This is a genomic window from Tateyamaria sp. (assembly GCF_039945315.1).
Lineage (GTDB): Bacteria > Pseudomonadota > Alphaproteobacteria > Rhodobacterales > Rhodobacteraceae > Tateyamaria.
The window spans coordinates 14,101-26,784 of record NZ_JBDUXB010000045.1; the positions used below are offsets into that span (position 1 = coordinate 14,101).

A 12,684-nucleotide genomic window follows, 5' to 3' on the forward strand; every position below is an offset into this window, starting at 1 on the left:
ATTAAAGGCGTCAATCCGCGTGGCGCCCTGGCAAAAGCCTAGCCACCACGCTGTTGCGTTTGCAGCCCAAATGGCCGCAACCTGACGAACTGAAAGGATCGACCTGCCTCAGTGTGCCGCTGTGTGTTGCGTACATGTCGGGTTTGCATTGACGGCATTGGCCGCCCCAGTTCTTTTGCAAATAGATCGGTCAGTTCTTGCCGTGACAGCTTTGGCTTCTCCAAAGCGTTGTCTATATGCTGGCTCTGCGCCGGTCCACAGACCCGCGTCCTTATCCAACTCAACATCCCATTCACCTCATAAAATCCGGCCAGCCCCCCGGCTGGCGGTCATCGCCCGATCCCCCGATCGGTTGATGTGGTCTGGTATGAAGGTCAGAAGTTACCAGTTCGTTGCCACAGTGTCGGATCGTTTTCCTGCGTGGGTCGAGACTTAGATTTGTGTATTTAAATTATGCCGCTAGCTGGCCATACGACTTGGATAAAACTGTCTGTAGCTGCCACAACAGCGTCGCTTGAACGGATTTGGCCACTCTCGCATGGACGCTGGAAACCCAATCCGGTCGGAAAAACTTACCGCAGCACCATGCCCTCGGGCCAACGCAGGTTGGTTTCCACAGAAATTGTCTCGGTTTCGCCAGCGGGTAAGGCTGTCTGCCATTCCAGAATGCCACGTCGGTCATCCACCGCGGTGACATCCGGGGCGGGCGCCGCCTCCCAGTCGATCACTAGGTCTTCTTGCTCGGAGTACGGCACGGCGTCTTGCACGGTAACATCCCATGCGCGGTCTGTGAGGTTCTCGATTTCGATCCGAACGGCCTCCGTTTCTTCGTTGGAGCGGTTGATAATCCCGCGATCGCCTTCGTTGCGATCCAATACAACACGGGTCAGGCGCAGCCCTTCGATGGGGCCAAAGAAGATGTCAGCCTCGGCATTTGGGGGGAGGGTTTGCAGCGCTGTCTCACCGATCAACTGGTCATCGACGAAAAGGACAGCTTGTCCGGGCAGCAGGATTTCGGGTGAGGTGTTGTCGAATTCCACAAGACGGAATGCCGTGTCATTGCGCACCGGTACCGCGCGCGCAGACAAAGTGGCGTCAAAGGTGATCGTGTCCAGCGCGATGCGCACCACATCTTCGCCGGTGCGCACGGTGACCTTACCGGGCAGCGCGTAGGAGACCCCAATCCCGGACAGATCAGCCGTTGCAAATGATTCTTCGAGGACGACGGGCGATTCCATGGCCGGTGATGCGAAATCCGCAGCAGCAGAAGACCGCATCAGTGTTTTTGCGACCTCGGGCTGCTGCTCTTTCTCGATCCGGCGGAGGAGAGGCCAAAGGGTCCCGGGGTCGGAGCCCGCAAACGGCGAAACAGTAGACAGGGTCAGATCGACGTCTATCCAATCCTCAGCCGAATATTGCGCGACAACAACTGCGCGCGCGACGCGCAATGTGTCGTCATCATCAAGATGGAGGGTGTAGACCGGCGCCCACTCGGCCTCAAACGTGGGATAGCGCATCGTGAGCGTGGCTGGACCCGCCTGTGCCGCTGTGACGCTGAGGGTGAGGCTCGCGGGGTCTGTATTGGGCGGAGTTACGGCTTCAAGTGCTGCGGCCGCCGTTTGTACTGCAAAGGCCAGATCATCGCGACCCTGACGCAAGGCGCGGGCCTCGGCCTCGGCTGCGCGCATTGCTGAACGTGCGGCGGTGCCATCGCTTGCGATCAACTGCCCGATGGTGCGCAGGGTGTCCACGTCTGTGACTGCGTCGTTGGGCAGGGTGATCCCGTTCAGGAATTTGATCTGGTCCTGGGCGGCCTGCGCCTTGGCCAGTGCGACGGCAATGGTGTCATCGCGCTGGGCAAGCGCCTCGGTCGCAGACTCGAAGGCGTCGCTTGCGGCCAGCCATTCGGGCGTGCGCGGTGCGCGGTAGGGGCCGCTGCCATCCTCGTCCCAACTGCGCGACGTCAGTGTCGCGCCGGTGAGCGTGATGTCGATCACGCTGGGGTCGAGGTTGCTGTCCATGTCCGCAATGCGCAGATCGTGTTGGCCTGCGGGCATATCGAACGTCACGGTGCGGGTCACAATTGCCCCTTGAGAATAGGTGGTCACAGCGACGGGTGGCGCCGTCAGCGTGATTGTGTCGGCAAGGCTGGGCAGAGGCAGGAACAGGGCAACAAGGGCGAGAGCGCGCATGGGGAGACCTTTTTTGATATGGGTCCAGTGTGCACCCGACAGCCCAAAAGAAAAGGGGCCAATTGGCCCCTCGTTCCCCGTTTCTTGTGAGGCGGAGGTATCCTCTGCGCGGGCCTCAGCCCTTTTTCAGCACACGGTTGCCCAGCAATTCCGCGATCTGCACTGCGTTCAGAGCCGCGCCTTTGCGCAGGTTGTCAGACACGCACCAGAAGTTCAGGCCGTTATCAATCGTCGAATCCTGCCGGATACGGCTGATGAATGTTGCGTAATCACCGACGCACTCGACCGGAGAGACATAGCCACCGTCCTCGCGCTTATCGATCACCATGATTCCCGGCGCTTCACGCAGGATATCGCGGGCTTCGTCTTCGTCCAGAAACTCTTCGAACTCGACATTGACCGCCTCGGAGTGGCCGACAAACACCGGCACCCGAACGCAGGTGGCCGTGACCTTGATGGATGGATCGACGATCTTTTTCGTCTCCACAACCATCTTCCACTCTTCCTTGGTCGTGCCGTCTTCCATGAAGACGTCGATCTGCGGGATCACGTTGAAGGCGATCTGCTTTTGAAATTTTTTGGGCGGCACGTCGGTGACGGGGTTGTAGATCGACTTGGTCTGATCCCACAACTCGTCCGCGCCTTCCTTGCCGGCACCAGATACGGATTGGTAGGTGCTGACCACGACCCGTTTGATCGTGGCGCGGTCGTGCAAGGGTTTCAGGGCCACAACCATCTGTGCGGTGGAGCAGTTTGGGTTGGCGATGATGTTTTTGTTTGCATAGCCTTCGATGGCGTCCGGGTTCACCTCGGGCACGATCAGCGGGATGTCGGGGTCATAGCGGTAAAGCGAAGAGTTATCGATCACAACGCATCCGGCTTTGGCCGCGATGGGGGCGTATTTCTTGGTCGCTTCCGAACCGACGGCGAAAAGCGCCATGTCCCAGCCCGTGAAGTCAAACGTATCAAGGTCCTTCGTCTTCAGCGTCTTATCCCCGAACGACACTTCCGTGCCCAGGCTGCGGCGGCTGGCCAGCACGGCAAGCTCGTCCACAGGGAACCCGCGTTCCTCAAGGATGTTCAACATTTCGCGGCCCACGTTACCGGTGGCGCCCGCGACGACGACACGATACCCCATAATAGTCTCCTTTTTCGGGTAGGTGCGTGGCCTTTATACCCAAAGGATGCTGGGGGAAAGGGGCGTCTCAATCGCGCGTGTCGCGGCTCCAGACATAGAAGAGCAGGCCCGCCGCTAACGCCATCGCAATGAACGCAAATATCGCGACGTAAGGCGTTTCGGGTGCACCGCCTGACCATGCTGTGTGGATGCGCCCGGAGGCGAACTGCACAAGTCCCACGCCGCCAATGCCAAAGAGGTTCATCAGCGTCACCCCGCGCCCGGTCAGATGCGGGGGAAAGAGGGCGCGGGCGTGGGCGATGATGACCGGAAAGCTGGCGCCGAAAAAGCCGATGGCAGCCATCAGGGAGACGGACAGCCAAGGGTCGCGTGCGCTGACCATAATCAGGACAACCAGCAGCAACGCGGTGATCGCATTGCCGCCAAACGCGACCCATTTGCGGGTGCCTAGGATGCGGTCAAGCGGGCCGTAGACTAGTGTGCCGGCGATCATCGCAAGGCTCATCACAAGGGTCCCGATGCCGACTTGCGCAACACTAAGAGCGAAGACGTCAGTAAGGTAAGGCCCGATCCAGAGGCCGCGTATCGCCCCGATTGGCGCATAGTTCACAAACATGATGGGCAACATCAGCCACAGCGCAGGCATTTTGAGCAGGTCCAGTAGCGATCCGCGCGCTTCACCCTCAGGTTGCTCCGGGTCCTGCACGCTGGCGAGGATGCCAAGGGCAACACCTGCGCAGGCCGACGCCAATACCCACAACGAAGCTCGCCAGCCTATCGTGTCTGCGGCCAGCGCCATGGGGTGGGACGAGATCAGATTGCCGACGGTGCCAACCCCGATCATCAGCGCCGCCAGTGTGGCAAAGCGGGCCGGGGGAAAGCTGCGGGCAAAGATATAGAAGCTGGCCATGAGCACCGGCGAGCACCCAACACCGATCAACAGCATCGCCCCGTGGATATAAAGCGGCCCCTGGGCCACAGCGAAAAGTGCCGCCCCTCCGCCGCCACCGATCAGCAAAAGCCATCCCGCAGTGCGGCGTGGGCCCACTGTGTCAAGCGCCCAGCCAACTGGGATTTGCATGCATGCAAAGGAGAGAAACCACAGCCCTGACGCCGTGGCCAATACGTCCGGTCCAATGCCCAGATCGGCCTGAAGCGGCGCAGTCAACACTGCCAGAAACGCACGAAAGAACTGGCTTAGCACATAGGCTAAAGCCAGCATAAACAATCCGGTCTGCATGGGTCCTCCATCCCTGTTGGCTGCGTGACATGGCCTACATGCACGCGCAAGTGTGATTGTTGCGCGGGCTAGCTGTGTTAGGTTCTGCTGAGTATTTTGGGGGTGCTTGATGTTTTATGACGATTTGGAACGTAGGACTGCCTTTTCGGACATGGCGCTGCCTGCTCACTATTCGCCTCTTCCGGAGGACTGGGTTGTGGGGACCTCCGACATCACCGGCTCCACCGCCGCCATTGCGCAAGGAAAGTACAAGGTCGTGAACATGATCGGGGCGGCTGTGATCTCGGCCCAGATGAATGGCGCGGGAGGCCGCGCCTTTCCCTTTGTGTTTGGCGGGGACGGGGCCGCCTTTGCCCATCCTGCGGAGTTCGCGGATGAAGCGCGCGCGGCGCTGGCGGCGGTGCAGGTCTGGGCGCGCGAGGAATTCGATATGGGCCTGCGGGTTGGTCTGTTTAACGTCAAAGACATCCGCGCAGCCGGGCATGAAGTGGCGGTTGCACGGTATCAGGTGTCGGATGGTGTGGATTACGCGATGTTTTCAGGCGGCGGTGTGGTGTGGGCCGAGAGCCAGATGAAAGCAGGGGTTGAGACGGTCCCCGCTGCGTCTCCCGGCACTCAGCCCGATCTGACGGGCTTGAGTTGCCGCTGGAGCCATATGGAGGCGCGAAACGGTGCGATCCTGTCCCTGCTTGTTCAACCCCGTCCGGGAGTGACGGATGAAGACTTTGCCGAAGTGACACGGTCGGTGCTGGAGGCTGTCAGCCACCTGGAGCGCGACGGGCACCCGTCGCCCCCACAGGGGCCGGGGACTGGTTGGCCTCCGCCCGGTGCAACGCTGGAGGCCCATGCCAGTCGCGGGTCGATGCCGCTGGCCAAACGCAAACGGCAAATCTTGATCGAAACTGCGATTGCGTGGGTGGTGCTGAAGACAGGATCAAGTTGGGTGGTTTTGATCCGGCACATTATCAACGCACCGTTGGGGCCAACGCCGACTACCGCAAGTTCGACGATGGGCTGAAGATGACGCTGGATTGTGACGCTGAGACGGTCGTGCGGTTGAAAGCGTTGCTTGAGGCCGCACAAGCTTCTGGCATCGTAAGCTACGGGATGCATATCCAAAGTGAAGCGATGATGACCTGCATTGTGCCGTCCATCATGGACGACACGCACGTGCACTTTATTGACGGGGCATCCGGCGGTTACACGCAGGCGGCGCTGGGCATCAAGGCCGTAGCGTAAGGCACTTGACCTTCGGCCCTCGATTATCCGCCTTTGGACCCTTTGGGCACCCATGTCGCTGCCAGAGTGCGCAGGGACTTTGCAAGGATCAGCAGATCAAGTCCGGTGGCGACGAAGCGCGCGCCCCAATCTAGGCAGTCCTGCGTAAATTCGGGTGTGGTGGTCAGCACACCTGGGGCTTTGCCTGCGGCCTCAATCCGCTCAAACGCATCTTTGATTGTGGCTTGCACTTCGGGGTGGGTCAGCTGGCCCATGTGGCCCATGTCGGCCGATAGGTCCGCGGGACCGATGAACACGCCGTCGATCCCGTCAACCGCGAGGATTTCGTCGAGGTTCGCGATTCCGGCCCGGTTTTCGACCTGAATGAGCAGGCAGATCTGGTCATCTGCCGTTGGTCCGTAATCTGTGATCGCCCCAAAGCGTGAGCAGCGCGCCCCGGAGTAACCCACCCCACGTCCTCCGGTGGGCGGGTAGCGCACATCATGCACAAGTTGCGCCGCCTGTTCTGCGGTTTCCACCATGGGCACCAGAACGGTCTGTGCGCCTGCATCAAGAACCTGTTTGAGGATCCACGTCTCGCCCGTGGGAACGCGCACGGCGGCGTGGCTGTCTGATGCCTGTAGGGCCATCAGTTGTAGGCGGATGCGGGTGATGTCGTAAGGTGTGTGTTCGCTGTCGATCAGCAGCCATTCGAAACCGGCGGTACCAGCGATTTCAGTAGAAAGCGGATCGCCCAAAGAGATCCAACAGCCGATGGTGGTTTCGCCTGCCTTGAGGGCGGCTTTGAACGGGTTGTGGGGGGCGGGCATGTGGCGACTCCTTTTTGCTTTGGCGCACCCTAGACTTGGTTACGTCCGGATGGCTACCGTCGAAATGACGCGCATGAGCGCCGCGAGATGTTTTGGGCCCTGCGCCACGGTATCTATGCTGAGAAGAAAACTAGAGGACTTTGATCACATCTTTTTCGACAGCCAGCATGTAGCCGCGCCGCGCTATGTTCTTGACCAGCAGTTCGCTCACGATCTGGTTGCCCAATGTGTCGCGCAGCCGTTTGATCCGGGTGGCCCCGGCGGCCTCGTCACAGTCTGCGGCGCTGCGCCCAGAGATCACCCCTTCGATTTCCGAGCCGGACATAACGTCGTCGTCCATCCGGGCCTCGGCCAACACGGACATGGTTTCCATGGCGGCGTCTGTCAGTTTGAACCCGAGGTTGTTGAGGTACACCGTGTTTTCTTCGCGGCTGATCAGGAGCGAGTTGACCTGAATTCCGACTCGTTCAATCTGCGCCATACGCCTGTTGAAACCAACCAGAAGGACAAGAAAGATCAGCGCGGCGATCATCATAGCGGTGGCGAAGACGAGGAGAACGAAGATCACCACGCGGTAGCTGGCGAGGGTGTCTGAGAACGCAGTTCCCGATTGTGCGAGGATTTCCAGCAGTTTGATTTCCGCTGGGCTGGTCAGGTCTTCGTTTTCGATGAAGATCTGTTCGACGCGTGCATCAAATGCGCCCGCATCCGGCAGGGCCAGAAACAAAAGCAAGGCGGCGACTATCAGGAGTGCGACGATCCCGGCGATGCCGAAAGTGACCAGCCGACCACCGGTGCGCCGCATATCAGAAGCGGAGGTAGAATTGTCCTGCACTGGCTTTCCTTTGGTCAAGTCCTTCGGGGCCGAAAACGGATTGGATTTGCAGCAGGGTCCATCCTTGTGCTGCAAGGCGGGGCCTGATTTGCTGAGTGGCGTTTCCGGCGCTGCATGCGCCTGAGACTTGCGCAACGCCGTAGTGCAGCCGGAGCGGGTTGTCCTGCTTGGCCTTGTAATCAGCATAGCACTGCGCCTGCGCCGCGCCCGCCAGTCCAAGGATCAGGGCGAAAGAGAGCATGATCTGTTTCATGGTGCCAAACTGCGCTTATTGCACCGGATATTCAATAACATCAGGGGGCTGGAGCCGTTGATATTGGATAACTTGGCACCGTTATTGCCTGTCTGAAGGGCTGGCCCCCAAGTTCGGTGCATCACCAAAATCCTGGTTCGCACAACAAAAAGGACGGCCACCATGACACTTCGTATCCATCGCCAATTTATTGGGACAATCGCTGCAATCGCCATTGCCATCACCGGGTTTTCTGCGGTTCCGGCCCGTGCAGGAAATGATGATTTGGCAGCAGCGCTGGCTGTAATCCTTGGGTTGGCCGTTGTCGGAACAGCAATCAACAAGCGCAAAGACGACAAAAAGGCACGGCAGAAGGCGTACGCTCCAAAGCCCAAAGTCCAGCCACGTCACGTTCAGCCGCATCGCGGGCATATCCAACCCCGCCCCTTGCCGCGTCAGGTGAATCGCAAGCTGCTGCCTCAGCGCTGTCTGTTCAATGTTGAGACGCAAAATGGGCGCAGCATTCAGGCCTTTGGCCAGCGCTGTCTGAACCGCAATTATCAGTTCACGAATTCTCTGCCCAATCAGTGTGGCCGTCGGGTTCGGACGCGCAATGGGGCAGGCTATGCCTACAGCGCGCGTTGCCTGAACAAACAGGGGTACCAATTGGCCCGTCGCTAAGAGCGGGCCCGGGCGGCCCCTTTTCCCCAGTTACCGAGGGGCAGCCAAACTGAAAGGTCGGTGTTCGGGCACCGGCCTTTTTTCGTTTCGCCAAGCGGCGGATAAAAAATAGAAGCGCCCCTAACGGCGGTACGTGATGTTTGCACTTTCTTCCAGAAAGTGCGTTTTTGCGCACCGAGCGGGGATGTTCTGAAACAGAGAAGGTGGTGTGGTGCCCGACTTTGCATTTGAGACGCGGATTGGGGGTCGGGTGGCCGGCGTTGATGAAGTTGGCCGCGGGCCGCTGGCCGGGCCGGTGACGGCTGCGGCGGTTGTATTGGATGTGGCCCGCATTCCGGACGGTTTGGACGATTCAAAGAAGCTGTCGCTGAAAAAGCGCGAGGCGCTGTGGGCCGAGATTGTCGCCTCGGCGGATGTTTCGGTGGCGCATGCGTCGGTGCGCGAGATTGAAGAACTGAACATTTTGCGCGCCGCACATCTGGCGATGGTACGGGCGGTGTCCGGATTGAGGGTTCGGCCCGACCACGTTCTGGTCGATGGTACCATGTTGCCACGCGATCTGAGTTTGCCTGCGACGCCCATCGTGCGCGGCGACGCCCGGTCGCTGTCCATCGCGGCGGCCTCAATTGTGGCCAAAATATGTCGCGACCGGATCATGGTGGATTTGGCGCAACAGCATCCGGGCTATGGCTGGGAGACGAACATGGGTTACCCATCAAAAAGCCACAGGTTGGCGCTGCAAAATCTTGGGGTGACCGCATACCATAGACGTACTTTCAAACCTGTCCACAATATGTTGTGACAAGGGGATTTCTTAACGTGTTGATTCAAAAAAGAATTTGACCGCGAATCGCCAATGACTCATCCTGCCATCAACCAACGAGTGCAAAAGCACCGGGGACGAGAAGGCAGAGTGATGACGAAACATATGAAGGGCGCCGAGGCGCTTCCCCTTAACCAAATTATTGCGGGTGACTGCATTGATGTGATGAACAGCCTGCCCGAGGGCTCTGTTGATCTGATCTTTGCGGATCCTCCTTACAATTTGCAGCTAAAAGGGGATTTGCATCGTCCTGACAACTCCAAAGTTGATGCAGTGGATGACCACTGGGACCAGTTCAATTCCTTCCGCGCCTATGATGAATTCACCACTGCGTGGCTCAAGGCGGCGCGCCGTTTGCTGAAACCCAATGGCGCGATTTGGGTCATTGGCAGCTATCACAACATTTTCCGCGTTGGCGCGTCTTTGCAGAACGAAGGGTTCTGGATTCTCAACGACGTGGTGTGGCGCAAATCCAACCCGATGCCGAACTTCCGCGGCAAGCGGTTTACCAATGCTCACGAGACGATGGTTTGGGCCGGCAAGTCCGAAGCCAGCAAGTACACATTCAACTACGAAGCGCTGAAAGCCCTGAATGAGGGCATTCAGATGCGCTCTGACTGGGTGCTTCCCATCTGCACAGGGCATGAGCGTCTCAAGGATGATCAGGGCGACAAGGCCCATCCAACACAAAAACCCGAAAGCCTGCTGCACCGTGTACTGATTGGATCAACCAATCCGGGTGACGTTGTACTGGACCCGTTCTTTGGCACCGGCACCACGGGCGCTGTGGCCAAAATGCTGGGCCGCGAATTTATCGGGATCGAGCGGGAAGAGGCCTACCGCAAGGTGGCCGAGAAACGCATCGCAAAAGTCCGCAAGTTTGATCGTGAGGCGCTGAGCGTCTCTGCCTCCAAACGGGCCGAGCCCCGCGTGCCGTTTGGCCAATTGGTCGAACGTGGCATGCTGCGCCCGGGCGAAGAGCTGTATTCCATGAACAAGCGCCATAAGGCCAAGGTCCGTGCCGACGGCACGTTGATTGGCGACGATATCAAAGGGTCGATCCATCAGGTGGGGGCCCATCTGGAAGGCGCACCCAGCTGCAATGGCTGGACCTACTGGTGCTTCAAACGCGAGGGCAAAGTTGTGCCCATCGACGTGCTGCGCCAGCAAATCCGGGCCGAAATGCACGACTAGCGCTCTAAATTTTTAGAACACCGCCGGGTGCCTGCGGCCTTGTCAAAGGGCTGACAATAGGCACTTCACCTTGCCCCGCCTCTTTTGGCGGGGCTTTTTTGTTAATGCGTATTACATTGGTGGGATCACATTCGCGAGGCGCTCGAAGATGGATCAAGGCAAGACTGCAAACTTGGTGGATGCGCGTGGATCGGACGTGCAATCGCGGCCCATACACCGTCACGCGCAGGAGGCACTGGAACGCAACAAACGCGAAGGCATGGAACTGGCCGTCAAGGCGCGCTTGGTTGCGCTAGGCGCGACGGCTGTGTTGCTGGTTTTCCTGAACCCCGATTGGGATGTGATCTGGTATCATGGGCTTTTGTTTTGCTTGGCGTTGATCGGATTGGCCCAACGCCACGTCGGGCAAGTGGGTCAGTCTGGCGCGGAACTTGTACTGCTATTTTTGGACCTGTTGGTTATGACTTTGGCGTTGCTTGTTCCAAACCCTCTGCTGGACCGCGAGGTTCCAACAGCGCTGATCTACCAGTTTGATGTTTTCCAGTACTTCTACATCATCCTCGCTGCCGGCGTGCTGACCTATTCATGGCGCACAATTATTGCGATTGGAAACTGGTCGCTGGCACTGTGGTTACTCGGGGCAACCTGTATCTGGTGGTTTGGGTGGCATGATCCGCAAGCGAGCGAGGGCGCCGCAATGATGTTCCCCCAATATCCTGATCTTGCCGTGCAATTGGATCCCAACCTTGTTCATTGGGATCTTCGCATTCAGGAAGTTGTCGTTTTCTTTATCGTTGCCTGCATCCTTGCGGTGACAGTGCGTCGGTATCAGAATCTCGTCTTAGACAGTGCCGAGATGGCCCGGGAACGCGCGAACCTGTCGCGCTATTTTTCACCGACGGTCGTGGATGAGCTGTCCCAAAAGGATGAACCGTTGGACAAGGTGCGCACACATGATGCGGCCATCCTGTTTGTCGACATTGTCGGGTTTACCACCTATGCCGATGGCCGTTCGCCTCAGGAGGTCATTGACACTTTGCGTATCTTTCACCGCGAAATGGAAAGCGAAGTGTTTGCGCATGGTGGAACGCTGGACAAGTATCTGGGAGATGGGCTTATGGCCAGTTTTGGCACTCCCTTGCCCAAATCCGATGATGCTGAAAGGGCGCTGGCCTGCGTGCGGGCCATGGTGCGGCGGATGCAGGTCCTGAATGCGGACCGTCAGGAGGCAGGCCTGCCCGGTATCGATGCCCGCTTTGGCCTCCACTATGGGCAGGTGGTTTTGGGGGATATAGGCGCAAACCGACTTGAGTTTGCAGTGCTTGGTGACACGGTGAACCTTGCCAGCCGGTTAGAGGCGTTGACGCGCGCGCTGGATGTGCAGGTGGTCGCCAGTGATGCGATCGTGACTGCTGCGGGCGGCGAAGCGGACTGGCAGCGTGGTCCGGATCAGAGCGTGCGTGGCGTGGCGCAGCCGGTGCCAATTTGGGTGCAGCCATGACGCCGAGGACTTTGCCCGAGCGAACAGCGTCGGATTCCCAAAGCGCCGCCCTCTGGTGCTCTTTGATCGTACATATCTGTGACAAGTATAGTGCAACTTGAGTTAACTTTTTGCGGAACCACGTGACTTCTACATATTTATCAGCTACTTCACAGGGATAGAGAATGATACTTTAGCGCGTATTACGCCTCATATTTTTTTATAAAAGGGAAAGAGTTATGCTTTTTAGTCGTATTTTGGCCGCCATCGCTTTGATGTTGGCTGTTCCTACAGCAACTTTGGCCGGTGATCTCGGGCCCCCACCCACAACGACCCTTGTCGGAAAAAGCGACACAACGCTGTTTGCCGGTTTGTCCTGGACGTTTGGGTCGCGGGGACAGGGTGTCGAAGGTATTCTGGGCGTGGCCTATGGCGAAATTGACGTGGATGAAGACGTCACAGGAGCCAAACTGTCGGCGCATTTTGGATTCACTGACGGGTTCTCATTCGACAAGATCAAGCTAACCGGTCTTATTGGCGACGATGACGCGCAAGCAGAACTTGGCTTTGGCTACAGTTTCAAAATTGATCAGCCCTTTGCGGTCGCTGGCGTAAACGGAGAATTCGTTGCGGTAGGAGCAGATATATTCTTTGATCAGACATATGAGGGATATCTGACCCTTCACTCGATCGGTAAGCTGTCACTCGATGAAGAAACCGGACCGGCTGCGAGTGATGACCCATTCATCGACTCTCCATTCTAACAAAGTCAGCGTCGGTGGCCCACGGCCCTACTGGTCGCCGGCGCCAAAGGGTATGTA

At 58.4% G+C, this 12,684-nt stretch carries 11 protein-coding genes and 1 pseudogene; 6 read left to right on the forward strand and 6 right to left on the reverse strand.

The features are described from left to right. Positions 1–572: 572 nt before the first annotated feature. From ABJD00_RS13835 to ABJD00_RS13845, 3 genes are all read right to left on the reverse strand, one after another. Positions 573–2,192, reverse strand: coding sequence for a DUF4139 domain-containing protein (locus ABJD00_RS13835; protein WP_413828785.1), 1,620 nt, complete (start codon positions 2,190–2,192; stop codon positions 573–575). 115 nt (positions 2,193–2,307) lie between these two features. Next, a complete protein-coding gene (locus ABJD00_RS13840; RefSeq protein WP_413828786.1) occupies positions 2,308–3,330 on the reverse strand; it encodes an aspartate-semialdehyde dehydrogenase in 1,023 nt (340 codons plus the stop codon). A gap of 67 nt (positions 3,331–3,397) precedes the next feature. After that, complete coding sequence (locus tag ABJD00_RS13845) at positions 3,398–4,570, reverse strand: MFS transporter (RefSeq protein WP_413828788.1); 1,173 nt, start codon at positions 4,568–4,570, stop codon at positions 3,398–3,400. Positions 4,571–4,721: 151 nt separating this feature from the next. Between ABJD00_RS13845 and ABJD00_RS13850 the strand changes: the two are divergent. After that, a pseudogene (locus ABJD00_RS13850) lies at positions 4,722–5,809 on the forward strand (DUF3095 domain-containing protein). Between the two features lie 23 nt (positions 5,810–5,832). On the opposite strand, the gene ABJD00_RS13855 reads toward ABJD00_RS13850, so the two are convergent. The 3 genes from ABJD00_RS13855 to ABJD00_RS13865 form a co-directional block, all read right to left on the reverse strand. After that, positions 5,833–6,618 (reverse strand): HpcH/HpaI aldolase family protein, encoded by a 786-nt coding sequence (locus tag ABJD00_RS13855; RefSeq protein ID WP_413828790.1) that lies wholly within the window; start codon positions 6,616–6,618, stop codon positions 5,833–5,835. A gap of 130 nt (positions 6,619–6,748) precedes the next feature. Then, a complete protein-coding gene (locus ABJD00_RS13860) occupies positions 6,749–7,423 on the reverse strand; it encodes a winged helix-turn-helix domain-containing protein (RefSeq protein WP_413828864.1) in 675 nt (224 codons plus the stop codon). Between the two features lies 1 nt (position 7,424). Further along, positions 7,425–7,706 (reverse strand): hypothetical protein, encoded by a 282-nt coding sequence (locus ABJD00_RS13865; RefSeq protein WP_413828792.1) that lies wholly within the window; start codon positions 7,704–7,706, stop codon positions 7,425–7,427. 162 nt (positions 7,707–7,868) lie between these two features. On the opposite strand from ABJD00_RS13865, the gene ABJD00_RS13870 reads away from it, so the two are divergent. The 5 genes from ABJD00_RS13870 to ABJD00_RS13890 all read left to right on the forward strand — a co-directional run bounded on the left by ABJD00_RS13870 (position 7,869) and on the right by ABJD00_RS13890 (position 12,627). Beyond that, positions 7,869–8,366 (forward strand): hypothetical protein, encoded by a 498-nt coding sequence (locus ABJD00_RS13870; RefSeq protein WP_413828794.1) that lies wholly within the window; start codon positions 7,869–7,871, stop codon positions 8,364–8,366. Between the two features lie 208 nt (positions 8,367–8,574). After that, positions 8,575–9,168, forward strand: a complete 594-nt coding sequence (locus tag ABJD00_RS13875; protein ID WP_413828796.1) for a ribonuclease HII — start codon at positions 8,575–8,577, stop codon at positions 9,166–9,168. A 114-nt stretch (positions 9,169–9,282) separates the two neighbouring features. Further along, on the forward strand, positions 9,283–10,383 hold the full coding sequence (locus ABJD00_RS13880; protein ID WP_413828798.1) for a site-specific DNA-methyltransferase: 1,101 nt from the start codon (positions 9,283–9,285) through the stop codon (positions 10,381–10,383). Positions 10,384–10,531: 148 nt separating this feature from the next. Next, positions 10,532–11,884, forward strand: a complete 1,353-nt coding sequence (locus ABJD00_RS13885) for an adenylate/guanylate cyclase domain-containing protein (RefSeq protein ID WP_413828800.1) — start codon at positions 10,532–10,534, stop codon at positions 11,882–11,884. A 218-nt stretch (positions 11,885–12,102) separates the two neighbouring features. After that, positions 12,103–12,627, forward strand: a complete 525-nt coding sequence (locus tag ABJD00_RS13890; RefSeq protein WP_413828802.1) for a hypothetical protein — start codon at positions 12,103–12,105, stop codon at positions 12,625–12,627. Positions 12,628–12,684: the final 57 nt, after the last annotated feature.